The organism is Bradyrhizobium sp. NC92 (assembly GCF_025200865.1).
In the GTDB taxonomy this organism is placed as follows: Bacteria; Pseudomonadota; Alphaproteobacteria; order Rhizobiales; family Xanthobacteraceae; genus Bradyrhizobium.
This window is the reverse complement of the sequence record NZ_CP104171.1, coordinates 3,801,775-3,825,144: the sequence shown is the minus strand read 5'-3', so window position 1 is coordinate 3,825,144 and position 23,370 is coordinate 3,801,775. Positions and strand designations below refer to the sequence as shown.

Annotated in this window: 24 protein-coding genes; 12 read left to right on the top strand and 12 right to left on the bottom strand. The window is 65.8% G+C overall.

The features are described from left to right. Positions 1 to 2 precede the first annotated feature (2 nt). Positions 3 to 1,502, bottom strand: coding sequence for a leucyl aminopeptidase (locus N2602_RS17745; protein WP_260383424.1), 1,500 nt, complete (start codon positions 1,500 to 1,502; stop codon positions 3 to 5). A 338-nt stretch (positions 1,503 to 1,840) separates the two neighbouring features. Between N2602_RS17745 and lptF the strand changes: the two genes are divergently transcribed. From lptF to N2602_RS17700, 9 genes are all read left to right on the top strand, one after another. Beyond that, the gene (lptF, locus tag N2602_RS17740) at positions 1,841 to 3,007 is read left to right on the top strand and encodes an LPS export ABC transporter permease LptF (RefSeq protein WP_172786469.1); all 1,167 of its coding nucleotides are present in this window, start codon (positions 1,841 to 1,843) and stop codon (positions 3,005 to 3,007) included. Further along, positions 3,004 to 4,101, top strand: coding sequence for an LPS export ABC transporter permease LptG (lptG, locus tag N2602_RS17735; protein WP_172786468.1), 1,098 nt, complete (start codon positions 3,004 to 3,006; stop codon positions 4,099 to 4,101). The genes lptF and lptG overlap by 4 nt, the downstream gene beginning before the upstream one ends. Beyond that, positions 4,101 to 6,587, top strand: a complete 2,487-nt coding sequence (locus N2602_RS17730) for an LPS-assembly protein LptD (protein ID WP_260383423.1) — start codon at positions 4,101 to 4,103, stop codon at positions 6,585 to 6,587. The genes lptG and N2602_RS17730 overlap by 1 nt, the downstream gene beginning before the upstream one ends. A gap of 61 nt (positions 6,588 to 6,648) precedes the next feature. Further along, positions 6,649 to 7,584 carry a peptidylprolyl isomerase gene (locus N2602_RS17725; protein WP_172786466.1) on the top strand — a complete coding sequence of 312 codons (936 nt, stop codon included), beginning with the start codon at positions 6,649 to 6,651 and terminating at the stop codon, positions 7,582 to 7,584. Further along, positions 7,584 to 8,621: a 4-hydroxythreonine-4-phosphate dehydrogenase PdxA gene (gene pdxA, locus N2602_RS17720; RefSeq protein ID WP_260383422.1), complete on the top strand. Its 1,038-nt coding sequence runs from the start codon at positions 7,584 to 7,586 to the stop codon at positions 8,619 to 8,621. Before N2602_RS17725 ends, pdxA begins: the two co-directional genes overlap by 1 nt. Further along, complete coding sequence (rsmA, locus tag N2602_RS17715; RefSeq protein WP_260383421.1) at positions 8,621 to 9,478, top strand: 16S rRNA (adenine(1518)-N(6)/adenine(1519)-N(6))-dimethyltransferase RsmA; 858 nt, start codon at positions 8,621 to 8,623, stop codon at positions 9,476 to 9,478. The genes pdxA and rsmA overlap by 1 nt, the downstream gene beginning before the upstream one ends. A gap of 23 nt (positions 9,479 to 9,501) precedes the next feature. Then, positions 9,502 to 10,560 (top strand): alcohol dehydrogenase, encoded by a 1,059-nt coding sequence (locus tag N2602_RS17710; protein WP_260383420.1) that lies wholly within the window; start codon positions 9,502 to 9,504, stop codon positions 10,558 to 10,560. Between the two features lie 74 nt (positions 10,561 to 10,634). After that, positions 10,635 to 10,871, top strand: coding sequence for a hypothetical protein (locus N2602_RS17705; RefSeq protein WP_172786462.1), 237 nt, complete (start codon positions 10,635 to 10,637; stop codon positions 10,869 to 10,871). A gap of 159 nt (positions 10,872 to 11,030) precedes the next feature. Continuing rightward, positions 11,031 to 11,750 (top strand): Crp/Fnr family transcriptional regulator, encoded by a 720-nt coding sequence (locus N2602_RS17700; RefSeq protein WP_260383419.1) that lies wholly within the window; start codon positions 11,031 to 11,033, stop codon positions 11,748 to 11,750. Between the two features lie 10 nt (positions 11,751 to 11,760). On the opposite strand, the gene N2602_RS17695 is transcribed toward N2602_RS17700, so the two are convergent. Then, positions 11,761 to 12,498 (bottom strand): Crp/Fnr family transcriptional regulator, encoded by a 738-nt coding sequence (locus N2602_RS17695; protein ID WP_260383418.1) that lies wholly within the window; start codon positions 12,496 to 12,498, stop codon positions 11,761 to 11,763. A 154-nt stretch (positions 12,499 to 12,652) separates the two neighbouring features. On the opposite strand from N2602_RS17695, the gene N2602_RS17690 reads away from it, so the two are divergent. Together N2602_RS17690 and N2602_RS17685 are read left to right on the top strand one after the other, a co-directional pair. Beyond that, positions 12,653 to 12,889: a hypothetical protein gene (locus N2602_RS17690; RefSeq protein ID WP_260383417.1), complete on the top strand. Its 237-nt coding sequence runs from the start codon at positions 12,653 to 12,655 to the stop codon at positions 12,887 to 12,889. A 17-nt stretch (positions 12,890 to 12,906) separates the two neighbouring features. Further along, the gene (locus N2602_RS17685; protein ID WP_260383416.1) at positions 12,907 to 13,608 is read left to right on the top strand and encodes a Crp/Fnr family transcriptional regulator; all 702 of its coding nucleotides are present in this window, start codon (positions 12,907 to 12,909) and stop codon (positions 13,606 to 13,608) included. Here the strand turns inward: N2602_RS17685 and N2602_RS17680 are convergent. The 3 genes from N2602_RS17680 to N2602_RS17670 all read right to left on the bottom strand — a co-directional run bounded on the left by N2602_RS17680 (position 13,596) and on the right by N2602_RS17670 (position 15,124). Next, complete coding sequence (locus tag N2602_RS17680; protein ID WP_172786457.1) at positions 13,596 to 14,207, bottom strand: cupin; 612 nt, start codon at positions 14,205 to 14,207, stop codon at positions 13,596 to 13,598. The two genes, N2602_RS17685 and N2602_RS17680, sit on opposite strands and share 13 nt — an antisense overlap. Before the next feature lie 117 nt (positions 14,208 to 14,324). Continuing rightward, entirely contained in the window at positions 14,325 to 14,810 is a 486-nt protein-coding gene (locus N2602_RS17675) for an SRPBCC family protein (RefSeq protein WP_260383415.1), read from the bottom strand. Next, positions 14,807 to 15,124 (bottom strand): helix-turn-helix transcriptional regulator, encoded by a 318-nt coding sequence (locus N2602_RS17670; RefSeq protein ID WP_172786455.1) that lies wholly within the window; start codon positions 15,122 to 15,124, stop codon positions 14,807 to 14,809. The genes N2602_RS17675 and N2602_RS17670 overlap by 4 nt, the downstream gene beginning before the upstream one ends. Positions 15,125 to 15,392: 268 nt before the next feature. Here N2602_RS17670 and N2602_RS17665 point away from each other — a divergent pair, with 268 nt between their 5' ends. After that, a complete protein-coding gene (locus N2602_RS17665; protein WP_172786454.1) occupies positions 15,393 to 16,616 on the top strand; it encodes a hypothetical protein in 1,224 nt (407 codons plus the stop codon). On the opposite strand, the gene gmk is transcribed toward N2602_RS17665, so the two are convergent. From gmk to fabD, 7 genes are all read right to left on the bottom strand, one after another. Beyond that, entirely contained in the window at positions 16,549 to 17,208 is a 660-nt protein-coding gene (gene gmk / locus N2602_RS17660) for a guanylate kinase (RefSeq protein WP_172786453.1), read from the bottom strand. The genes N2602_RS17665 and gmk overlap by 68 nt on opposite strands. Before the next feature lie 3 nt (positions 17,209 to 17,211). Continuing rightward, positions 17,212 to 18,099: a YicC/YloC family endoribonuclease gene (locus tag N2602_RS17655; RefSeq protein ID WP_260383414.1), complete on the bottom strand. Its 888-nt coding sequence runs from the start codon at positions 18,097 to 18,099 to the stop codon at positions 17,212 to 17,214. A gap of 117 nt (positions 18,100 to 18,216) precedes the next feature. After that, positions 18,217 to 19,500, bottom strand: a complete 1,284-nt coding sequence (gene mltG, locus N2602_RS17650; RefSeq protein ID WP_260383413.1) for an endolytic transglycosylase MltG — start codon at positions 19,498 to 19,500, stop codon at positions 18,217 to 18,219. Positions 19,501 to 19,627: 127 nt separating this feature from the next. Continuing rightward, the gene (gene fabF, locus N2602_RS17645) at positions 19,628 to 20,893 is read right to left on the bottom strand and encodes a beta-ketoacyl-ACP synthase II (protein ID WP_212257540.1); all 1,266 of its coding nucleotides are present in this window, start codon (positions 20,891 to 20,893) and stop codon (positions 19,628 to 19,630) included. 107 nt (positions 20,894 to 21,000) lie between these two features. After that, the gene (locus tag N2602_RS17640) at positions 21,001 to 21,240 is read right to left on the bottom strand and encodes an acyl carrier protein (RefSeq protein WP_008551805.1); all 240 of its coding nucleotides are present in this window, start codon (positions 21,238 to 21,240) and stop codon (positions 21,001 to 21,003) included. Positions 21,241 to 21,550: 310 nt separating this feature from the next. Further along, on the bottom strand, positions 21,551 to 22,288 hold the full coding sequence (fabG, locus tag N2602_RS17635) for a 3-oxoacyl-[acyl-carrier-protein] reductase (protein WP_260383412.1): 738 nt from the start codon (positions 22,286 to 22,288) through the stop codon (positions 21,551 to 21,553). A gap of 10 nt (positions 22,289 to 22,298) precedes the next feature. Then, positions 22,299 to 23,258, bottom strand: coding sequence for an ACP S-malonyltransferase (gene fabD / locus N2602_RS17630; RefSeq protein WP_260383411.1), 960 nt, complete (start codon positions 23,256 to 23,258; stop codon positions 22,299 to 22,301). Positions 23,259 to 23,370 lie beyond the last annotated feature (112 nt).

The window sequence follows — 23,370 nt, the reverse complement described above, 5'->3', positions numbered from 1 at the left end:
GATCATTTGCGCTCGTAATGGTCGGCGACCAGGCGGTCGAGCAGGCGGACTCCGTAGCCGCTTCCCCAGCTCTGGTTGATGTCGGTCTTCGGCGCGCCCATCGCGGTGCCGGCGATGTCGAGATGGGCCCAGGGCACACCGTCGACGAAGCGCTGCAGGAATTGCGCGGCGGTTATCGAGCCGCCATGGCGGCCGCCGGTGTTCTTCATGTCGGCAAACTGGGAATCGATCAGCTTGTCGTATTCGGGGCCGAGCGGCATGCGCCAGACCTTCTCCCCGCTCTCGATGCCGGCCGTGAGCAGCCGGTCGGCCAATTCGTCGTTGTTGGAGAACATGCCGGCATGCTCGGTGCCGAGCGCCACCATGATCGCGCCGGTCAGCGTCGCCAGATCCACCATGAATTTAGGCTTCACCTTCTTGGCGACGTACCAGAGCACGTCGGCGAGCACGAGGCGGCCCTCCGCATCGGTGTTGATGATCTCGATGGTCTGGCCGGACATCGAGGTGACGATGTCGCCCGGCCGCTGCGCGTTGCCGTCGGGCATGTTCTCGACCAGGCCGATGGCGCCGACCGCGTTGACCTTCGCCTTGCGCGCCGCGAGCGCATGCATCAGGCCGACGACGCAGGCCGCCCCGCCCATGTCGCCCTTCATGTCCTCCATGCTGCCGGCCGGCTTGATCGAGATGCCGCCGGTGTCGAAGCAGACGCCCTTGCCGACGAAGGCGACCGGGGCCTCGCCCTTCTTGGCTCCGTCCCAGCGCATGACCACGGTGCGGCTCGGCCGCGCCGAGCCCTGGCCGACGCCGAGCAGCGCGCCCATGCCGAGCTTCTGCATCGCCTTGACGTCGAGCACCTCGACCTTGACGCCGAGCTTGCGCAGCTGACCGGCTCTGCGGGCGAATTCCTCCGGGAAAAGCACGTTCGGCGGCTCGTTGACGAGGTCGCGAGCGATGATCACGCCGTCGACGACGTGGCCGGCCGCAGCGAACGCCTTTTTCGCCGCACCGGCATCGCCGACCGCAACCGAGACGTCGGCGCGCGCGCCGCCCTCCTCGCCATCCTTCTTCCTGGTCTTGTAGCGATCGAACTTGTAAGCGCGTAAGCGCAGGCCCGAGGCGATCGCAACCGCCTGCTCGCTCGTCATAGAGCCACCCGGCAGTTCCGCGAGGACGGTCATGGCGCTGGTGCCGACGGGCAGCTTGCTGGCGGCCACCCCGCCGAACTTGAGGAAATCATTCGCCTTGAGGCCGGTCGCCTTGCCGGCGCCGATCACGATCAGCCGGGTCGCCTTCACCCCCTCCGGTGCCAGAATGTCCAACGCGGCCCCGCTTTTGCCCTTGAAGGCGGCCGCGGCCGCCGCGCGCTTCACGATGTCGGCAGCGCCACCCAGCGCCTTGGCCGTCGCCGGGCCGAGCTTCAGGCCGTCGTCGCAAAACACGACCAGGATGCCACGGGGGGCGGCAGACAACGGGACAAAGCCGACCTTGATGGCATCGGACATGGATAACTCCTCCAAAACATGGGGTTTTTCGTCGTTCGGGGGTCCGAGCACAAGCCGGAGCTGAACGGCGATTCACTGAGGCTTCCCCCACTATGGGCCAGCGGCCAGCCCGATGCCAAGCGCCGCCGTGGCCGCGGGGCCACAACGCCCGAAATATTAACCATATAATGAGGGTGCCACGGGGCAGCCATTTTGTTGACGGATCAAAGGGATGGTAGTGAGAGAATGAACCGCCGGAAGAGCTGTCGGCCGACCTTGGGGATCCCCTGACGGGGATTGGTTGGACCGCCGGAATTCTGGTCGACATTGGGGACTTGGGTGGGTTCGTGCGGTAGCGCATGGGGTCGATCGATAGGTATATCTTCCGCACGACGCTGGCGTCGTTTGCGCTGGTCCTGGTCAGCCTCACCGGCGTGATCTGGATTACGCAGGCGTTGCGCGGCATCGACCTGATGACGAGCCAGGGTCAGACCATTCTCACCTTCCTCGGCATCACCAGCCTCGTGATCCCGGCCCTGGTCCTGATCATCTCGCCGATCGCGCTGATGATCGCGATCTCGCACACGCTGAACAAGCTCGCGACCGATTCCGAGATCATCGTGATGAATGCCGCCGGCTTCTCGCCGTTCCGGCTGTTCTATCCGTTCTTCTACGCCACCTGCGTGGTGGCCCTGCTGGTCGCCTTCATCGCGGCCTATCTCGCCCCGGACGGCATGCGGCGGATCAAGCAGTGGGATGCCGAGATCACCGCCGACGTGCTCACCAACATCCTGCAGCCCGGCCGCTTCGCCCGGCTCGACGAGAACCTCACGATCCGGATTCGCGAACGCCAGCCGGGCGGCATCCTTGCCGGCATCTTTATCGACGACCGGCGCGATCGGAACGAGCGCGTCTCGATCGTCGCCGAGCGCGGCGAGGTCGTGAAGAACGAGACCGGCTCGTTCCTGGTGCTGGAGACCGGCAATCTCCAGCGCTTCGAGGCGGGCAAGCGCGATCCGGCGCTGGTGGCCTTCGGCCGCTACGGCTTCGACATGTCGAAATTCTCGAAGGGCCGCGACGTCACCCTCGGCATCCGCGAGCGTTATCTCTGGGAGCTGCTCTGGCCATCCGAGACCGATCCCGTCTACAAGGAGATTCCCGGGCAGTTCCGCGCGGCCCTGCACGACAGCCTGCTGGCGCCGATCTATCCCTTCGCCTTTGCGGTGCTGACCTTTGCCTTCCTCGGAGCGCCGCGCACCACCCGCCAGAGCCGCAACTTCTCGATCGCCTCGTCGATCGTCGCGGTGTTCGGCCTGCGCATGGCCGGCTTTGCCTGCTCGGTGATGGCGGTGAAGTCGCCGAGCCCGGTGCTGGTCCAATATGCGATGGTCTTCGGCGCGATCGGCGCTGGGCTGTGGATGATCATCGGCGGCGTCGTGGTCGAAGCGCCTCCCGGCCTGATGGAGGCCATCAACAGGTCGAACGCACGGATCGCGCGGCTGTTCGGACGTCCGGCCACCGCATGAGCATGCTCACCAACACACTCGGGCGCTATTTCGCCGGCCGCTTCGTGGTCGCCGCGCTCGGCGTCTTCGGCGGCATTTTCCTGCTGCTGGTGCTGGTCGACTACATCGAGATGGTGCGCAAGACCTCGGGCCTTGCCTCGGCCTCCGCGATCATGGTGGCCGAGACCTCGCTGTTCCGGGTACCACAGCTTTTGGAGAAGCTGACGCCGTTCTGCATGCTGATCGGCGCCATGACCTGCTATCTCGCCCTCTCCCGCCGGCTCGAGCTCGTGGTGGCGCGCGCGGCGGGCATCTCCGCCTGGCAGTTCATCTCGCCGGCGCTCGGCAGTGCGCTGCTGATCGGGGTGATCGCCACCGTCGCCTACAATCCGATGTCGGCCAATTTGCGCGAGCTGTCCAAGCGCATGGAGGCCGAGCTGTTCGGCTCGGCGCCCGGCGGCGGCATTCAGGACGCCTCTGGCTTCTGGCTCAACCAGCTCACCAACGACGGCCAGACCATCATCAATGCGGCGCGCAGCGAGCAGCAGGGCATCCGGCTCACCGGGCTGACGCTGTTCCGGTTCGACCAGGACCAGCACTTCAAGGAGCGGGTCGAGGCGCGCGAGGCGACGCTGGAGTCGGGCCGCTGGCTGTTCAAGAGCGTCCGCCGCTTCTCGCTGGACGGACCGCCGATCGACCAGCCCGTTCTTGAGATACCGACCACGCTGACCGAGGCGCAGGTCCGCAACAGCTTTTCCACCCCCGAGACTGTGTCCTTTTGGCAACTACCGAGCTACATCCGCTCCTCCGAGAGCTCGGGCTTCGCGACAGCCGGATACCGACTCCAGTATCAGAAGCTTCTGGCACAGCCGTTTTTGCTCGCAGCCATGGTGATGCTCGCGGCCTCCGTGTCGTTGCGCTTCTTCCGGATGGGCGGCGTGCAGAAGATGGTTTTGAGTGGCGTGGGCGCAGGCTTTCTGCTCTACGTTCTGTCGAAAGTAACTGAGGACTTGAGCAAGGCTGAGTTGATGCATCCGATCGCTGCGGCGTGGTTGCCCGTTGTGGTGGGCGGCCTCACCGGCTTTTTGGCCTTGCTCTATCAGGAGGACGGATAGTGACTGCCGTCCGCCGAGGGCTCGTGTCTCGTTTGACGCGGCGCACATGGGTGCGCGCGAACGGGTGCGGCTTGTCCGTCCGCAGGCTCCTGCTTGCCGTCGTCGCGGCTGCCTCGCTGGGCGGCTTGATCGACGCTGCCGTGGCGCCGGCTAAGGCCCAGAGCTTCACCTACAATCCGCTGCCGCCGCGTCCGAAGCCGCCGAGGGCCCCCAACGACAACCAGATGCTGGTTCAGGCCACCGAGGTCGACTACGACTACAACAATTCGCGCGTCTCCGCCGTCGGTAACGTGCAGCTGTTCTACAACGGCACGAGCGTCGAGGCCGACCGGGTCATCTACGACCAGAAGACCAAGCGGCTGCATGCCGAAGGCAACATCCGCATGACGGATGCCGACGGCAAGATCACCTATGCCGAGATCATGGATCTCTCCGACGATTACCGCGACGGTTTCGTCGATTCGCTGCGCGTGGACACGGCCGATCAAACCCGTATGGCCGCGAGCCGCGCCGACCGCTCCAGCGGCAATTACACGGTGTTCGAGAACGGCGTCTACACGGCCTGCGCGCCGTGTAAGGAGGATCCGAAGAAGCCGCCGCTGTGGCAGGTCAAGGGTGCCCGCATCATCCACGATCAGCAGGAGAAGATGCTGTATTTCGAGACGGCGCAGCTCGAATTCTTCGGCGTGCCGCTCGCCTACATGCCCTATTTCTCGACCCCCGACCCCACCGTGAAGCGTAAATCCGGCTTCCTGATGCCGGGTTATATTTCCGGCACGACGAACACGGGCTATGGCGTCGAGGTTCCCTATTACTGGGCGATCGCGCCCGACATGGACGCAACCATCACCCCGCGCTTCTTGTCGCGGCAAGGCGCGCTGCTGCAGGGCGAATTCCGCCAGCGCCTGATCGACGGCGCCTACCAGATCCGCGCCTACGGCATCTACCAGCTCGATCCCGGAGCATTCGCCGGGCAGCCCGGCGACCGCGAGTTCCGCGGCGCCATCGACACCAAGGGTCAGTTCGCGCTGAACGACAAATGGGTCTGGGGCTGGGACGGCGTCCTGATGTCCGACTATTATTTCTTCTCGGACTATCGGCTCTATCAATACCGCGATCCGCTCGGCTCGTTCCTGTTGCTGCCGACGGAAGCGCTGTCGCAGCTCTATCTGACCGGCGTCGGCAACCGCAGCTTCTTCGATGCGCGCACGATGTACTGGCTGAGCTATTCGGGCAACCAGAGCCAGGTGCCGATCGTCTACCCGGTGATCGACTACTCCAACGTGCTCAACTATCCCGTCTTCGGCGGCGAGTTCAGCTACAAGACCAATTTCGTGAACCTGTCGCGCGACGATGCGGTGTTCGACCCGATCACGACGCTCGCCAACACCAACGGCCTGTGCACCACGGCATCGGCGGATCCGCTGGCGCGGATGCCCTCGCAGTGCCTGTTGCGCGGCTTCCCCGGCACCTACACCCGCCTCTCGGCGGAAGCGCAGTGGCGCAAGTCCTTCACCGACCCGTTCGGCCAGATCTGGACGCCGTTCGCGAGCCTGCGCGCCGACGCGATCAAATCCTCGGTCTCCAACCAGCCCGGCGTGTCGAACTACCTGCCCGTCGGCGACACCGAGGCGTTCCGCCTGATGCCGACCGTGGGCCTCGAGTACCGCTATCCGTTCATCAACGTTCAGCCCTGGGGCTCGACCACGCTCGAGCCGATCGCGCAGATCATCATCCGCCCGAACGAGACCTATGCCGGCAGGCTGCCGAACGAGGACGCCCAGAGCCTGGTGTTCGACGCCGCGAACCTGTTCAACGTCGACAAGTTCTCCGGCTACGACCGTGTCGAGGGCGGCGGCCGCGCCAATGTCGGCGTGCAGTCCACCACGCAGTTCGACAGGGGCGGCGCCGTCAAGGTGCTGTTCGGCCAGTCCTACCACCTGTTCGGCCTGAACTCCTTCGCGGTCCAGGATGCCATCAACACCGGCCTGAACTCCGGCCTGGACAAGCCGCGGTCCGATTACGTCACCAGCGCCAGCTACTCGCCGAACAGCACCTACACGTTCAGCGTCCGCTCCCGCATGGACGAGCAAACCTGGAACGTGCAGCGCTTCGAGGCGGAAGGCCGCGCCAACTTCAATCGCTGGTCGGTCAGCGTGCTGTACGGCAATTACGCAGCCCAGCCGGAATTGGGCTATCTGACCCGCCGCGAGGGCATCCTGACGACGGGCTCGCTGAAGGTCGCGACCAACTGGGTGGTGTCGGGCTCGGCGCGCTGGGACCTCGAGGCCAACAAGATCAACCAATATGTGCTCGGTGCCGGCTATGTCGACGATTGCTTCGTGCTGGCGGCCAATTACGTAACTTCGTATAGCTATTCCGCGGGCACCGCACCGCCCACGCTGAGCCACGCGTTCATGTTCCAAATCGGCCTGCGCACGCTGGCGAACTCGTCGACGAGCAGCAGTTCCGCCGGCCTCCAGTGAACAGTTTAAAGTGTCGGCCGCGTTTGCCCTATCTCAACGCGGTCGACATGCGAGCGACATCATGACGACGCCATTGCCTATCTTCCGCCTCCTTCTCGCCATCGGTGCCGGACTGATGTTGGCCGCCCTGCCCTCACCGTCGCGCGCGCAAAACATCGTCGTGATGGTCAACGGCGATCCCATCACCGATTTCGACATCGAGCAGCGCACCAAGCTCGACCAGCTGACGACGCAGAAGACCCCGAGCCGGCAGGAGGTCATCAACGAGCTGATCGACGACAAGGTGAAGATCAAGGAAGGCAAGAAGTACGGCGTCGATCCCGGCGTGTCCGACATCAACCAGTCCTATGACGGCATGGCGCAGCGCATGCGCATCACACCGGACCAGCTCACCAAGACGCTCGAAACCAAGGGTGTCCGCTCGGAGACGCTGAAGAGCCGCATGAGGGCCGAGATGGTCTGGGGCAGCCTCGTGCGCGGCCGCTTCAAGGAGAAGCTGCTGGTCGGCGAGCGCGACGTCGCGCAGGCCGTGCAGGCGCAGACCGGCGATAAGCTGCAGGTCGAGGGCATCGAGTACAAGATGCAGCCGATCGTGCTGATCGTGCCGCGCGGCTCGTCGGCGGCGTTCCTGGAAACTCGGAAGAAAGAAGCCGAGTCCTATCGCGCCCGCGTCGGGAGCTGCGAGGAGGCCAATTCGCTGTTCCGCTCGACCCCGAACGCCACCATCCGCGACGCCGTCACCAAGACCACCGCCGAGCTGCCCGAGCCGCTGCGCAAGGTGCTCGACGACACCGCGATCGGCCACCTGACCGCGCCCGAGATGACCAAGAACGGCATCGAGATGGTGGTGCTGTGCTCGCGCAAGCCGACCATGATCGACACGCCGAAGAAGCGTGAGGTCCGCGAGAAGATGTATCAGGAGAAGTACGAGAAGACGCAGAAGGCCTATCTCGACGAGCTCCGCAAGGCGGCGATGATCGAATATCGCAACCGCTGATGGCCAAGCCCCACCCAGAGCCCTCCACCAGGTCCGCAGCCAAGCCCCTTGCCCTCACCCTGGGAGAGCCCGCCGGCATCGGTCCCGACATCACGATCGCAGCCTGGCGCAGCCGGGGCGAGCTGAACCTGCCCGCCTTCTATCTGCTCGGCGACGAGGCGCTGATCGCGCGCCGCGCCAAGGCACTCGGCACCGACATCAGGATCGCCACGGTGAGCCCCGGAGAGGCGACGTCCGCCTTCAAGGATGCCCTGCCCGTGGTCGCGACCGGCGAGCGCGCCACCGCCGAGCCCGGCAAGCCCGATTCATCCAGCGCGCCGGCCGCACTCGCCTCGATCCGGCAGGCGGTCATCGACGTGCGCGCAGGCCGTGCCGGCGCCGTCGTCACCAACCCGATCGCCAAGAGCGTGCTCTACCGCGCCGGCTTCCGTCATCCCGGCCACACCGAATTCCTCGCCGAGCTCGCCGCGGAGAGCGGCCGCGTGCCGCAGCCGGTGATGATGCTGTGGTCGCCGCAGCTCGCCGTCGTGCCGGTGACCATCCACGTCTCGCTCCGCGATGCGCTGGGAGAGCTCACCAGCGAGCTGATCGTCTCGACCGTCCGCATCGTCGCTGCCGAGCTGAAGTCGCGCTTCGGCATCGCAACGCCGCGCATCGCGGTCTCCGGACTAAATCCCCATGCCGGCGAGGACGGCTCGCTCGGCCACGAGGAGCAGACCGTCATCGCCCCGGCGCTGAAAATGCTGCGCAACGACGGCATCGAGGCCAGAGGCCCACTGCCTGCCGACACCATGTTCCACGAGGCGGCGCGACGGACCTATGATTGCGCGGTCTGCATGTATCACGACCAGGCGCTGATCCCGATCAAGACCGTCGCCTTCGACGACGCGGTGAACGTCACGCTCGGCCTGCCCTTCATCCGCACCTCGCCCGATCACGGCACCGCCTTCGACATTGCCGGCACCGGCAAGGCCAATCCGGCGAGCCTGATCGCCGCGCTCAAGCTTGCGCGCCGCATGGCGGCCTCGCAAAGCTGATGAGCGCGATCGACGACCTCCCGCCGCTGCGCGAGGTCATTCGCCAGCACGCGCTATCGGCGCGCAAATCGCTCGGCCAGAACTTTCTGCTCGACCTCAATCTCACCGCCCGCATCGCGCGTGCGGCGGCACCGCTGGAAGATTCCACCATCGTCGAGATCGGCCCGGGTCCTGGCGGGCTGACGCGCGCGCTGCTCGCACTCGGCGCGAGGCGCGTCATCGCCATCGAGCACGACGAGCGCGCGATCCCGGCCTTGCAGGATATTGCCGCGCGCTATCCCGACAGGCTCGAAATCGTGCATGGCGATGCCATGACCTTCGACCCGCGTCCGCTGCTAGCGGGCGAACGCGCCAAGATCGTGGCCAACCTGCCCTACAACATCGCGACCCAGCTTCTGATCAACTGGCTCATTACCGATCCTTGGCCGCCCTGGTACGAGATGATGGTGCTGATGTTCCAGCGCGAGGTCGGCGAGCGCATCGTCGCGCGCGAGGACGAGGAGGCCTATGGCCGGCTCGGCGTGCTCGCCAATTGGCGCTGCGAGACCAAGATCCTGTTCGACATTGCGCCGTCGGCCTTCGTGCCGCCGCCGAAGGTCACCTCCTCCGTCGTGCGCCTCAAGCCGCGGCCGGAGCCGCTGCCGTGTGATCGCAGGCTGCTCGAGCAGGTCGCCGCCGCCGCGTTCGGCCAGCGCCGGAAGATGCTGCGGCAAAGCCTCAAATCGCTCGGCGTCGATCCGGCACGGCTTGCGCAGGCCGCCGGCGTCGATGCGACGCGGCGCGCCGAGACCATTCCCATCTCCGGCTTTGTTGCCATGGCCCGTGAATTGGCGGATATACGCAGCGAAGCCGAGTAACCAAGAATTCCGGAGGAAAGAAAATGGCGTTGATGCGTCGGCAGTCCCTGGTCAAGTTCGATGCGCCCTTGTGCGAGACCATCGTCGACACGCCGAAGCCGAAAGGCGCCGAGGTTCTGGTCCGCATCGAGCGCTGCGGCCTCTGCCACTCCGATCTCCACATCCAGGACGGCTATGCCGATCTCGGCGGCGGCAGGAAGCTCGACACCACGCGCGGCATAACGCTGCCCTTCACGCTCGGCCACGAGATCGCCGGCGTCGTGGACGAGGTCGGCCCCGATGTTCCCTCCAGCCTCGTCGGCGCCAGGAAGGCGGTGTTTCCGTGGATCGGCTGCGGTCAGTGCCGCGATTGCGCCAATGGCGACGAGAACCTTTGTGTGAAGCAACGCTTCCTCGGCGTCTCCATCGACGGCGGCTTCGCCACCCACGTTCTGGTCCCCGACGCAAAGTACCTGCTCGACTACGATCCCCTGCCCGTCAACCAGGCCGCGACCTTGATGTGCTCCGGCGTCACCGCCTATGGCGCGCTCAAGCGCCTGGTCGACCGGCCACGCCAACGCAATTTGCTGCTGATCGGCCTCGGCGGCGTCGGCATGATGGGCCTGTCGTTCGCGCAGGCGATGTTCAAGCAGCCGATCACGGTCGCCGACCTCTCGCCGGCCGCGCGCGAGACCGCACTCAAGAACGGTGCCGCGGTGGCCTACGATCCGGCCGAGCCCGACGTCATCAAGCGCATCCTGAAGGAGACCGAGGGCGGCTTCGACGAGATCGTCGATTTCGCCGGCAACGAGAAGTCGATGGCCTTTGCCGTCGCGGTTGCCGCGCGCGGCGGCAAGATCGTGGTGTCCGGCCTGATGGGCGGCCAGTTCACGCTGCCGATGGTGCAATGGGTGTACAAGCGCATGACCATCGAAGGTTTCATGGTCGGCACGCTCTCCGAAGCCCACGAGCTGATGGCGCTCGCCCGCGCCGGCAAGATCAAGCCGACGCCGATGCGCGAGGAGCCGATGGGCGACGTGCAGAAATGGATCGACGAATTGCGCGCCGGCAAGGTCGTCGGCCGCATCGTGCTGAAGAACTGACAACAGCGCGGCGGGTCCGACGCAAGTCTCGCCCGCCGCACGGAACGCCTGCGGCCGCGCCGCGTTGGCTGCGCATGTCGATCCGTTGCACCGTCGAAAGCGCGTTCTTCATCGCCTGGAGCTGCCTGGAGAAGAGCGGCGAGCTCGGGCCGCCGGACGCGAGCGCGAACTTCCTGCTCGACGCCATCGAGGCCCAGCTTCGAACCGGTGAGCGCCGGCAATTGATGCTCGCCAACAAGGCGATCGACGCTTACCGCGCGGCTGCGGCACAAGGCCGACTGGCGGGGGATCGCGAAGTCCGCTGCGGCTGACGATCCTCGCTGCCGTCCAGCCAGCTGAAGCACACGACGTCGTGCTGTAGTTTTCAACGCCCGACCGCCCGTTGTGTGCACTTTGGAACCGTCGGTTCCGCCGCGGAAACGTAGGTTTGCCGCTGGCGCCGATTCCCGGCCCGCCCAAGAGAACACGATGTGACCGGTCGGCCCCAGAACGATCTGCTCCGGCAGCTCAATGATCCGGATTTCGAGCTGCTCGCGCCTCACCTCCAGCCGGTCGAACTCGAGGCGAGCCACGTCCTGCATCACGCCGGCGACGATGTCGCCGCGGTCCATTTTCCATGCGGGCCCGCGCTGGTGTCGTTCGCCGTGCCGGTCGAGGACGATCGCGAGGTGGAAAGCCTGCTGGTCGGGCGCGAGGGCGCGGTGGGGATCGCCGCCGGTCGCAGCCCTTCGCTCGCCTATTCGCGCATGATCGTGAAGCTTGGCGGCACCCTGGTGCGGCTGCCGCTGCGCGCGCTCGAGCAGGCGCAGCAGAGGTCGGCGACACTCCAGGAGGCCTTCGCGCGCTATGCCGACTGCCAGTTCGCGCAGCTGCTGCAGACCGCGGCCTGCAACGCTGCACATTCGATCGAGCAGCGTGCCGCCAAGTGGATCATCTCCGCGCATGAACATATCGGCGGAGCTGAGATTCCCCTCACGCACGAGCAGCTCGCCGGCATGCTGGGCGTCTCCCGCAGCTATGCCAGCCGCGTCATCCAGATGTTCAAGGCGCGGCGCATCCTCGCGACCCGCCGCGGCGCCATCCTGATCCTCGATGCAGCAGCGCTCGAAGCAAGGGCCTGCTGCTGCAACGATTGGGTGAAGAAGCATTTTGACGAGGTGCGCGGTGGAGCGGCAACCGCGGAGGGTTGACGCCTCCGACTCACCCAAGCGGCGGCGACTGCCGCTTCAGATGCAGATAGGCCGGACTGAAATCGCCGAGCCGCTGCAGCTCGCGCCATTTCAGCACGATCAGTTCGCCGTCACGAAGATCCATCGCTCCGCTGCGCCTGAGATCGCCGAGGGTCCGGTTCACGGTCGCGATCGCCATGCCGAGCGTCTCGCCGAGTTGCGCGAGGCTGATCGGCACGCGGCAACGATTGCCGCGCACCAGCTGCGCCGCGCGGGCGCGGTAGAACAGCTCGCAAAACAGGTGCGCCATGCGCGCCTGCATCGGCCGGGCGCTGTTGTTGGTGATGGCCTCGCGAAAGATCGCGGCATCGCGCAGAGTCTCGCGCCAGACGGCGAGGCTGAAGGTCGGCCGCCGCCGGAACGCGATGAACAATTCGCGGTGCGGGATGAACGCGACCGACGCCGGCCCGAGCGCACTGAGCCCGTGATCCATCTGGTCGATGAACAGCCCCTGCGCGTCCGGGAGATCGCCGGTGAGATGGAACGCCAGATATTGCCGCCGCCCGCTGCCGAGCAGGTGGTAGCGGGCGACCATGCCGGAGACGACCAAAGCGGAATGCTCGGGTTCGTCGCCTTGGCGGATGAAATCCTCGTTGGGCGCGAAATCGCGCAGCAACAAGGTCAGCGCGCGAATCTCGGCCATATCCTCATCTGCGAGCGCGGTGTGCTCGCCGAGGTTCCGTATCAGCACGTCGTGAGCTTTTTCCATGGGGCCGCCAATAATCGCGCCGGTTCTATCAAATGATACGTCCGGCTTGCGTTCAGCGGACTAGAACGCAGATCGGAAGCACAGGTTGCTAACCGGCTTGCGACGCACCGATCGCAGCCACGCCAATCCCCCCGATTTCGGACGAGCCGGCCTTATGAAAAGTACCACTCTGCTGGAGCGCATCCGCCGCCTGTTCGCATCCGAGGCGGGCGAGCATCTGGACAGCATCAACGATGCCTTGCTGAAGGGGCTGAAGGAGCCGGTCCGGCCGATGTCGGATCAGGAGCTCGCCCGCGCCATCCTCGAGTTCCGATCCGCGCCGGTTTCCGACGGGACACTTGCGAAACTGTCGCGTCGCTTGGCCGAGGCGCCGGGGCCGCGGGACGGCTGAAGCGGCACGCGAGGCCCATGCCGCATCCGAAGTTCATCGCCCGTCTGCAAGCGATCGAAGGCCTGTCCGAGGACGAGCGCCGACAGATCGCGGGCTTGCCGTCCACGCTGCGCCAGGTCTCGGATGGCGAGATCGTGCTGCACCAGGGCGAGGCCGCGACCCGCTGCGTCTTCGTCGTCAGCGGCTTCCTGTACCAGTCGCGCATCGTCGGCGATCGCAGCCAGACCCTCGCCTTCCATGTTCCCGGCGACATGCCGTGCCTGCACACGCTGCTGGTCTCGCCGACGGACGCGGACCTGGTGGGGCTCGGCCCGACCATCGTCGGCACCGTCGCCCACAGCCAGCTCCGCCAGCTGCTCGACAGCTCGATCCACCTGACCCGCGCCTTCTGGCGCGAGACGCTGGTCGACGCGGCGATCTCCCGGCAATGGATCGCCCGCCTCGGCGCGCAGGCGGCGTTGCCCAAGGTTGCGCACCTCATCTGCGAGCTGGCCGCAAGGCTGGCGGTCGTCGGCCTCGTCAAAGGGAACGGTTTCCAGATGCCGATGACGCAACGGCACGTCGCGGACGCCTGCGGACTGTCGATCGTCCACGTCAATCGTACCATCCAGGAGCTGAGGCATCGCGGGTTCATCGCCTGGGAAGGCAGCGAGATCGAGCTGCTGCAGCCCGACGAGTTGCGCAGACTGGCGGATTTCACGCCGGATTATCTGAGCTGAGCGCTCCGCCACGCGGCGAGCAGCGGCCCGTCGCTCCCCAGCACGGGATCCGTCTTCGGCTTGCGGACCTTGGCGATGCGCTTGACCGCGTCAGGACGCTGGCGCGTGTCGGTGCACTCGTCATAGGTGCCGTCCTGCGGGTAGGCTCCGACGACCAGAAAGTCCCGGCTGGACTCGATCAGCCGGTGGCCGGTGCCCGCGGGCAGGACCAGAACGTCGCCGGCTTTCACATTCAGGATGCGGCCCTTGATCCCGCCGCACTCGATCCGCGCCGCACCGCGCGCCACCCCCATCACTTCATGGATCTGCGAATGATAGTGGACGAAGTCGTACACGGTGTCGCGCCACGACCGGCCCCAGCCGTTCGTGTCGAACAGCGTGTCGATGACGACCTCCGGCGGAAAGCGCCGGCCGTTCAGCTTCACCGCCCGGCGATAGAGCAGCGCCGGGAAGCGCGGATTGTTCGGCACGATGCCGTCGTCGCGAAAGTGCATGGCGGTCGGCTTTCGGGCACGCACCACCGCCCGCAGGGTCGCCGCATCGGGCTGCTCCTCCACCAGCTTCTTGGCGAAATTCTTGATCTGATCCTTGACCGGCATGACGTCTCCTCAGCCGCGACATAACGGCTGCGGAGGTGAGAAGTTTCCAGGCCCAATCGGGAGCAAGGCTCGATAGGGCCTCGCCAGCTCATCATGACGCGGCGTTGGAAAGGCGCGTCAACCCTTGCCGGCCATCAGCTCGGCAAACTGCCGCAGATAGAGCGGCCAACCCTGATCACTGTCAACGCCGCTGCGGACGCCTTCCCAGCCCTCGCCATGCCGATCGAGGTGACGGTGCTCCAGCTCCAAGCGGGTCCGGCTTGGTGTCTCGGCAATGAACCGGACCTCCCATTCACTCGTCTTGGCGGGATCTGTTTCGATTTGCCAGCGCGGGCTGATGTCCCAGCTCAAGAGGACTCGGTTGGGTGGTTCAAACGCCAACACGCGTGCCCAGCGGCATTCGCTGCCGTCGATCCCCCGATCATAGATGCTTCCGCCCACGCGAGGCTCGAATACAGTCTCCGCAATGGGAACGGCGAGTAGAGTGTGCTCGCGCGGCTTGAAGCTGCCGAAGTCTTCGGTGAAGACCTTGAACGCGCGCTCGATCGGCGCCTCGACGACGATGGAATGTTTTACGGGCGCAGCCGATACACGTGTGTTCATTTGGATCCCTCCGATGGTTTTTCGACGGCTAATTTGTAGGCTGCCAGCGTGTCGCTCCAGAACCGGTCGAGCCACGCGCGCATCTGGCCGAGCCCTGCTGGATCGACGTGATAGACGTTGCTGGCACCCTTCGGCTCTGCACGAACCAAGCGAGATTCGCGCAGCACCTTGAGATGTTGTGAGACGGCCGACTGGGACACGGTCAGCTGTCGCGTGATCTCAGCGACGGTGCGTGGCCGTGCACCCACGAGCTCGAATATCCGCCTGCGGGTCGGATCGCCGAGAGCAGCCAGTTGTGCGCTGTCTTTAGCCATAGAAACTCGCCGCCCGATGCCACGCCTGTTCGCCACATAATAAGCCGTGACTAATGATTAGTATAAACTAATTATCAAGTCAACCGGCTGGGGTCGCGGGCGTGGAACTCTGATCCTGGTGTTGAAGAGTCTCATCCGGCGGCGGAACGAACGCCGCGCAGGCCCGATTCAAGCCACATCCTCTCCGGATTTGCGGCTCATTGCCACCCAAGTCTTTGATGACAAAGGGGTGGTTAAGAGTTGCGTCATGCGTAACCGGGAGACCAGGATGGGCAACCGCACCGCAAAGTTCGTATCCGCGCTGGTTGGCAGCATCCTTGCCGGCGCGCCATTAGCCGCCGTGTCGCAGAACGCGCCTGCACCATCGAGCACCGCCAACGCGGCCCCCGACTGCCTGGCTTCGCCGAAGGATGCCGCGCCGCAGGGCCAGCACTGGTACTATCGCCTGGATCGCACGACGAAGCGGAAATGCTGGTATCTGCGCGCCGCCGGTGAGAAGGAGAGCGCAAGGACCGCGCAGGCCGCCCCGGCCGTGAGCGATCCATCGACCGCGGACGCGCCGGCGCCGCAGCAGAACCCGGTGCAGGACGCGCGCGCCGAATATCCGACGCCGCGCGGAACTGCTGCTGCCAAGACGGCGAACGTGCCGATGCAAGCCGCCGCTGCGGCGCCGGTGCAACAATCCGCGGACCAGGCCGCTGACGGCAACGCGCAGCAACCCGCTGGCGCCGCACCCTGGCCCGATGTCTCCACTGCATCCGCTCCCCCCGCGTCGTCGCCGGCACCGACCGCTGTCGCGGCAGCCGCGCAGCCGAGCGCAAAGCCGTCGAAATCCTCCTCGCCCGTGGCGCTCGCTGCGGCAGACAACAGCACGACTGAGAAGCCGACCGGCTCGCTGCAGATGCTGCTGCTCGTGATCGGCGGCGCGCTCGCGCTCGCTGGAATCCTGGCCAGCCTCATCTACCGCTTCGCCGGCGCGCGCGTCCGGCTCCGGTCGGCGGACCGTCACGGGCGTTGGGACGATTGGCAGGCGCAGACCCAGGAGGGAAGCCGTGCGCCCTGGCGCGATTCACCGCCGGCCGCCGCCCAGCCGCCGCGCCCGATCGACTTCGATGCGGCACGTCCGCAACCGACAAGACAAGCGACGAAGCTTGCCGCGATCGGCCGCGAGATCGAGCTGATCGACGCGCGCAGACAACGTGCCGCCGCTCCGGCCGCAGAACCCGTCGAGACCAGAAGCAACAAGGTCGAGATGGTCGAGAAGATATTCCAGCCCGTCGCCGCAGCGCCCAAGCTCGCCGCTGGCGAGATCGGCAAGGATCACGATGACGCGTCGGCAGGTCGTGACGCCGATGCCGTCGACGTCGACGGCATCACGACGATGCTGGAACAGCTGGCCAAGCAAGGGCCGCGACTGTCGCGGCCTAACCTTGAAGCTGACCTTGCAAACTTCGAACGAAGCCTACGAGGCCGATCCGCCGCTCGCGCTTGAGGCGCTCGGCCTTCAGGATCGACTGCACCTCCGCGAACGCCTCGTCGACCGCGTGGTTGATCACGATGTAGTCGTACTCGGCCCAGTGACTCATCTCGTCGCTGGCGCGACTCATGCGCTTGCGGATCACCTCGTCGGAATCCTGCGCGCGCGAGTGCAGGCGCTTCTCGAGATCGGCCGCCGAGGGCGGCAGGATGAAGACGCTGACGACGTCGGCGCGCGCCTTCTGCTTCAACTGCTGAGTCCCTTGCCAGTCGATGTCGAACAGCACATCCTGGCCTGCCGACAGAGCCGCCTCGACAGGGCCGCGCGGCGTGCCGTAGCTGTTGTCGAACACGGTCGCCCATTCCAGCAGTTCGTCGGCCTTGACCATCGCATCGAACGTCGCCTTGTCGACGAACGTGTAATCCTTGCCGTTGACCTCACCGGGGCGCATCGGCCGCGTGGTCGCCGAGACCGACATTTTCAGGCCGGGCATCCGCTCGATCAAAAGACGCGACAGCGTCGTCTTGCCCGCGCCTGATGGCGAGGACAGCACGAACATCAATCCGCGCCGTTCGACACCGTCAGTTCCGTGACCGCCCGTCGTCATCGATCACTCCAGATTCTGGACCTGCTCGCGGAACTGCTCGACCACGTTCTTCATGGCGAGGCCCGTATTGGTCAGCTCGATGTCGTTCGACTTCGAGCAGCAGGTGTTGACCTCGCGGTGAAACTCCTGCGCCAGGAAATCGAGCTTGCGGCCGATCGGGCCGCCCTTGCCGATCAGCTCGCGCGCCTGCGCGATGTGCGAGGCGATCCGGTCGAGCTCCTCGCGGATGTCGGCCTTGGTCGCGATCAGGATCGCCTCCTGCATCAGGCGGTCGGAATCGAAACGGTCGGAGGTGTCGAGCAGCGCTGCGATCTGTTCAGTGAGCTTCGCCTTGATCGCCTCCGGCTTGCGGCCGGGCGCAGCTTCCGCTCTTCTCGCCAGCTGCTCGATCTCGTCGACGCGCTGGGTCAGGATCTGGCCGAGCGAGGTACCCTCGCGCTTGCGCATCGCGACGAGCTCGTCGAGCGCCTTGTCGAAGGCCTCGGCGGCCGCGGCGCGCGCGGCCTTGTCCTCCTCCTCGTCGCCCTCGGGCTCGGCGACCTCGACGACGCCCTTGATGGCGAGCAGGCCATCGATGCTCGGCGCCACCGCGTCGACCTTCCCCGAGATCAGCGCGGCGGCCTTCAGCACGGCGTTGAGCACGTCCTCGTTGACGCGCACCGTGGCGGCGGCGTTGGTGCGCTTGACGTTGAGATTGGCGTAGACGGTGCCGCGCGAGAGCAGCTCGCCGGCGCGCTTCTTGGCATGGGCCTCGAGCTCGTCAAAGCCCTGCGGCAGCCGCACGCGCAAGTCGAAGCCCTTGGCGTTGACCGACTTCAACTCCCATTCGAACGTATACGGCCCGCTCGTGCCGTGGCATCTCGCAAAGCCGGTCATGGACGACAGCGCCATCAGTTCAGATTCTCCACGAACACGGGATTCGCGAGGCCATCAAGCCACGCGAATCTTAAGACTATTTTGCCGGAAAGTGGAATCAGCAATGCCCGGCAGCTGGTCTGCGCGCGGGCTTTAGCGCTGGACCACCGGCGGCGAGCCCTGCACTGCGCCCTGTCGGGCCGGTGCGGGATTGGCTGGGCCAGCCGGGCGTGCCGCCGGCGGCTTCTTCTGCTGATTGGGCCGCGCTGGCGTGGTCGCGGTCGGCGCGTCGGCAGCGCCGGACCCGGCAGCCGCCGGCGGCTGCGCGTCCTCGGCCGGCTCGACCGTGTCGTTCTGGATCTGCTTCTCCATCGCGCGCAGCTTGGCGACGTTCTTCTGGTGCGCGTCGTAGGTCTCGGTGAAGGCATGCCCGCCGGTGCCGTCGGCGACGAAGAACAGGTCGCGGGTGCGGGCCGGATTGGCGGCGGCTTCCAGCGACGCGCGGCCGGGGTTGGCGATCGGGCCCGGCGGCAGGCCCTCGATCACATAGGTGTTGTAGGGCGAGGGCTGTGTGATCTCGCTGCGCTTGATCGGCCGGCCCAGCGTGCCCTTGCCGCCGACGAGGCCGTAGATGATGGTCGGATCGGACTGCAGCTTGATCCGCTGCTTCAGCCGGTTGACGAACACCGCAGCGACGCGGCTGCGCTCGTCGGGCTTGCCGGTTTCCTTCTCGATGATGGACGCCAGCGTGACGAGCTGCTCCGGCGTCTTGACCGGAATGTCGGGATTGCGGCGTTCCCAGATCTCCGTCAGCACGCGCTTGTGCGCCTGCTGCATGCGCTGGACCACCTGCTCGCGCGGCGTGCCGCGCGGGAATTTGTAGGTCTCCGGAAGCAGCGTGCCTTCGCGCGGCAGCTCGCGCACGCTGCCGGTGAAGATGTCGTTGTCGGACAGCCGCGCCACGATCTGCTCGGAGGTCAACCCTTCCGGTATCGTGACGGCGTGCTGCACCACCTTGCCCTCGACGATGGTGCCGATGACGTCGCGCAGCGAGGCGTTCTTCTGGAACGAATACTCACCTGGCTTGAGGTCCGAGCTCGCCTTCAACGCGGCGACGCTGGCGATGAACACCCAGGGATTGACGTCGGTCACGCCTTCCCGGTTCAGCGTCTCGGCGATGTCGCGCTTGCCCGCACGCTGCGGGATGTTGACGATCTTGTCCTCCTTCAGCGGTCCGGGCGCCTCAAGCACCTGGCGGCCGTAATAATAGACGCCGCCGGCGCCGAGCATGGCGATCAGCAGAAGGGTGATGATGGCGTTGCCGACGATGACGAACGGATTGCGCGCACGGTCCGACCGCCTGGGCGGCGGCGGGAGTTGCTCGGGCTCGAGCGCGGCCCGCGGACTCCGGGGTGAAATGGGCGGCCTTTCACTCATCGAAACAACCTGAATCCTGCCGGTTCAATCGCGGCCCGACAATCGCTTGCCCTGCCAAAAACGCACGCGCCCACGTCCATGACTATCGCCGAATACGGCAAAACGGTGGATTCGTCTCAAACACAAACTAACTAACAAGGCGCCGGACGATCACCGACGCATTGGTACCGCCAAAACCAAAAGAGTTCGACAACGCGACGTTGACCTCACGCTGCTTTGCCTTATGCGGCACGAGATCGATTGCAGTCTCGACCGACGGAGCGTCGAGATTGATCGTCGGCGGCACGACATTATCGCGAATCGCCAGAATCGCGAAGATCGCTTCGATGGCACCGGCCGCACCGAGCAGATGGCCGGTCGACGACTTGGTCGAGGACATCGCGACCTTGGAGGCGGCGTTGCCGAGCAGACGCTCGACCGCGCCGAGCTCGATCTCGTCGCCGAGCGGCGTCGAGGTCCCGTGCGCGTTGATGTAGTCGAGATCGGACGGCGTCAGCCCGGCGCGCTTGAGCGCGGCCGACATGCTGCGGAAGCCGCCATCGCCATCGGGCGACGGCGACGTGATGTGATAGGCATCGCCGGAAAGACCGTAGCCGATCACCTCGGCATAGATCTTCGCGCCGCGGCGCCTGGCGTGCTCCAGCTCTTCCAGCACGAGGACGCCGGCGCCCTCGCCCATCACGAAGCCGTCACGGTCCTTGTCGTAGGGGCGCGAGGCCTTCTCGGGCGTCTCATTGAAACCGGTCGAAAGCGCGCGCGCGGCGTTGAAGCCGGCAATGCCGATGCGGCTGATCGGCGACTCGGCGCCGCCCGCGACCATCACGTCGGCATCGCCGAGCGCGATCAGGCGGGCGGCATCGCCGACCGCATGCGCGCCGGTCGAGCAGGCGGTGACCACCGAATGGTTCGGTCCCTTGAGCCCGTGCGCGATCGAGACGTAGCCGGAGGCGAGATTGATCAGGCGGCCCGGAATGAAGAACGGCGACACCCGGCGCGGTCCGCGCTCCTTCAGCAGGATCGCGGTGTCGGCAATGCCGTTGAGGCCGCCGATGCCGGAGCCGATCATGGTGCCGGTCGCACACTTGTCCTCTTCGGTCTCGGGATGCCAGTTGGCGTCGTCGAGCGCCTGGCCGGCCGCGGCCATGCCGAAGATGATGAAGTCGTCGACCTTGCGCTGGTCCTTCGGCTCCATCCATTTGTCCGGATTGAAGCTGTCGTTCGACCCGTCGCCGCGCACGACCGTGCAGGCGATCTTGGTCTGCAGATCGGAGACATCGAAGCTCTCGATCCTGCGCGCACCGCTTTCGCCGTTGAGGATGCGCTTCCAGGTCGGCTCGACGCCACAGCCGAGTGGCGAGACCATGCCGAGACCCGTGACGACAACCCGCCTCATATCCGAAAACTCCGCATCGAAAGATTCACGGCCAATAACAAGAAACCGGCTGGCCGCTGCGAAGCGGCCCGTCCGGTTTCAATGCTGTCCCCGCGAAATGAAGAGCCTTAGCTCTTCGCGTTCTTCTCGAGAAACTTCGTGGCGTCGCCGACGGTGAGAATCGTTTCCGCAGCGTCGTCCGGAATCTCGCAACCGAATTCCTCTTCGAACGCCATCACCAGCTCGACGGTATCCAGACTGTCGGCGCCGAGGTCGTCGATGAAGCTCGCGTTGTCGACAACCTTCTCGGGTTCAACACCAAGGTGTTCGACCACGATCTTCTTAACCCGCTCGCCAATGTCACTCATTGCTTAACCTCGTGTTGTTCCCTGTAGACCCGACCCCCCGGGACGATACGAGCCTCGTGGTCGTTTGACTGCCTTCGCTTACGAACTTGATTTGGCCCATCCTAACCGATGGAGGCTCCGGCGAACGACGGCCAAAGGCTCCGCATCGCCAATATACAGGGTTTCAAAAACCTGCAATGGCGTTCTTTGCCCATCCGTTGAAGGTCCGGTTATCATACTTCAATTGCCTTGACTACAAGCCTCATTTCGCTCCGGAAACGGCCGTTTGCCGCATGCCGCACCGCCCTGACGGGCGCTGCGGCACGAGACATCAGATCATGGCCATGCCGCCGTTGACGTGGATGGTCTGCCCGGTGACATAGGCTGCTTCGTTCGAGCTCAGATAGACGGCCGCCGCCGCGATGTCCTCGGGCGTTCCCAGGCGGGCGGCCGGAACCTTGGTCAGAATCGTTTCGCGCTGCTTGTCGTTGAGCGCATCGGTCATCGGCGTCTTGATGAAGCCCGGCGCGATGCAGTTCGCGGTCACGCCACGCTTGGCGTATTCGGCCCCCAACGTCTTGATCATGCCGATCAGGCCGGCCTTCGACGCCGTATAATTGCCCTGCCCGGGATTGCCGGTGACGCCGACCACCGAGGTGATGGCGACGATGCGGCCGAAGCGCTTGCGCATCATCAGCTTGGTCGCGGCGCGCGCCAGGCGGAAGGTCGCGGTCAGATTGACGTTGATGACCTCGTCCCAGTCCTCGTCGCGAAGCTGCACGAAGAGATTGTCGCGCGTGATGCCGGCATTGGCGACGAGAATGTCGACCTGGCCCATCGCCGCTTCCGCAGCCGGCACCAGCGCCTCGACCTCATCGGCCTTGGAGAGATTGCAGGGCAGCACATGGGCGCGCTCGCCGAGCTTGCCGGCCAGCTCGTCCAGCACCTCCTTGCGCGTCCCTGATATGGCGACGGTGGCGCCCTGCACGTGCAGCGCCTGCGCGATCGCGCCGCCGATGCCGCCGGTCGCGCCGGTGACGAGCGCCTTTCGGCCAGTCAGATCGAACATTGATGACTCCCTAAGCCTGCTTCGCAGCGGCCAATGCATCCCTGGCGGCGGCAATGTCGTTCGGGCCGCCGACCGCAATGCCGACGGCGCCGTCCGCGATGCGCTTGACGAGACCGGTCAGCACCTTGCCGGCGCCGATCTCGAAGAAGCGGGTGACGCCCTGCCCGGCCATATAGGCCACCGACTCGCGCCAGCGCACCGTGCCGGTGACCTGCTCGACCAGACGGCGGCGGATCTCGTCGGGATCGGTGATGGCGCTCGCCAGCACGTTCGACACCAGCGGTGCCGCCGGCGCCTTGATCGTGACCTTCGAGAGCGCCTCCGCCATGGCATCCGCAGCCGGCTGCATCAGCTTGCAATGGAACGGGGCGGACACCGGCAGCAGCATCGCACGCTTGGCGCCCTTGGCCTTGGCGATCTCGACGGCGCGATCGACCGCGGCCTTGTCGCCGGAGACGACGACCTGGCCGCCGCCATTGTCGTTGGCGGCCTGGCAGACCTGCCCCTGCGCCGCCTCGCCGGCGACCTCCATGGCGGCCTCGTAGTCGAGACCGAGCAGCGCGGCCATCGCGCCGGCGCCGACCGGGACCGCCTTTTGCATTGCGAGACCGCGGGTGCGAAGCAGACGCGCAGTATCCGACACCGTCAGGCTGCCGGCCGCTGCCAGCGCCGAATATTCACCGAGCGAGTGGCCGGCGACGAAGGCCGCGTCTCGTCCCACGGAAAAACCAGCCTCAGCCTCGAGCACGCGCAAGGTCGCGACAGATACCGCCATCAGCGCCGGCTGGGCGTTCTCGGTGAGCTGGAGGGTTTCGGCCGGACCTTCCCAGATGATGGCCGTCAGCTTCTCGCCGAGCGCGGCATCGACCTCGTCGAACACGGCGCGCGCCACCGGAAAGGCCTCGGCCAGGGCTTTGCCCATGCCGACCGCCTGGGAACCCTGCCCAGGAAATGTGAATGCAGCCGTCATCGGCGCTCCCTGCTTGTCAGGCATGATCCCTTTCGAGAACCGGCAGCCGATTACGCGCGGCCTTGGTCCGTGGTTCCTTGGCCATGGTTCCTTGGGCCATGGTTCCGGATCA

Coding starts and splice junctions, on each gene's coding strand:
- N2602_RS17745 (WP_260383424.1), bottom strand. CDS start 1,502: ATGTCCGATGCCATCAAGGTCGGCTTTGTCCCGTTGTCTGCCGCCCCC.
- lptF (WP_172786469.1), top strand. CDS start 1,841: ATGGGGTCGATCGATAGGTATATCTTCCGCACGACGCTGGCGTCGTTT.
- lptG (WP_172786468.1), top strand. CDS start 3,004: ATGAGCATGCTCACCAACACACTCGGGCGCTATTTCGCCGGCCGCTTC.
- N2602_RS17725 (WP_172786466.1), top strand. CDS start 6,649: ATGACGACGCCATTGCCTATCTTCCGCCTCCTTCTCGCCATCGGTGCC.
- pdxA (WP_260383422.1), top strand. CDS start 7,584: ATGGCCAAGCCCCACCCAGAGCCCTCCACCAGGTCCGCAGCCAAGCCC.
- rsmA (WP_260383421.1), top strand. CDS start 8,621: ATGAGCGCGATCGACGACCTCCCGCCGCTGCGCGAGGTCATTCGCCAG.
- N2602_RS17710 (WP_260383420.1), top strand. CDS start 9,502: ATGGCGTTGATGCGTCGGCAGTCCCTGGTCAAGTTCGATGCGCCCTTG.
- N2602_RS17705 (WP_172786462.1), top strand. CDS start 10,635: ATGTCGATCCGTTGCACCGTCGAAAGCGCGTTCTTCATCGCCTGGAGC.
- N2602_RS17695 (WP_260383418.1), bottom strand. CDS start 12,498: ATGGAAAAAGCTCACGACGTGCTGATACGGAACCTCGGCGAGCACACC.
- N2602_RS17690 (WP_260383417.1), top strand. CDS start 12,653: ATGAAAAGTACCACTCTGCTGGAGCGCATCCGCCGCCTGTTCGCATCC.
- N2602_RS17685 (WP_260383416.1), top strand. CDS start 12,907: ATGCCGCATCCGAAGTTCATCGCCCGTCTGCAAGCGATCGAAGGCCTG.
- N2602_RS17680 (WP_172786457.1), bottom strand. CDS start 14,207: ATGCCGGTCAAGGATCAGATCAAGAATTTCGCCAAGAAGCTGGTGGAG.
- N2602_RS17675 (WP_260383415.1), bottom strand. CDS start 14,810: ATGAACACACGTGTATCGGCTGCGCCCGTAAAACATTCCATCGTCGTC.
- N2602_RS17670 (WP_172786455.1), bottom strand. CDS start 15,124: ATGGCTAAAGACAGCGCACAACTGGCTGCTCTCGGCGATCCGACCCGC.
- N2602_RS17665 (WP_172786454.1), top strand. CDS start 15,393: ATGGGCAACCGCACCGCAAAGTTCGTATCCGCGCTGGTTGGCAGCATC.
- gmk (WP_172786453.1), bottom strand. CDS start 17,208: ATGACGACGGGCGGTCACGGAACTGACGGTGTCGAACGGCGCGGATTG.
- N2602_RS17655 (WP_260383414.1), bottom strand. CDS start 18,099: ATGGCGCTGTCGTCCATGACCGGCTTTGCGAGATGCCACGGCACGAGC.
- mltG (WP_260383413.1), bottom strand. CDS start 19,500: ATGAGTGAAAGGCCGCCCATTTCACCCCGGAGTCCGCGGGCCGCGCTC.
- fabF (WP_212257540.1), bottom strand. CDS start 20,893: ATGAGGCGGGTTGTCGTCACGGGTCTCGGCATGGTCTCGCCACTCGGC.
- N2602_RS17640 (WP_008551805.1), bottom strand. CDS start 21,240: ATGAGTGACATTGGCGAGCGGGTTAAGAAGATCGTGGTCGAACACCTT.
- fabG (WP_260383412.1), bottom strand. CDS start 22,288: ATGTTCGATCTGACTGGCCGAAAGGCGCTCGTCACCGGCGCGACCGGC.
- fabD (WP_260383411.1), bottom strand. CDS start 23,258: ATGACGGCTGCATTCACATTTCCTGGGCAGGGTTCCCAGGCGGTCGGC.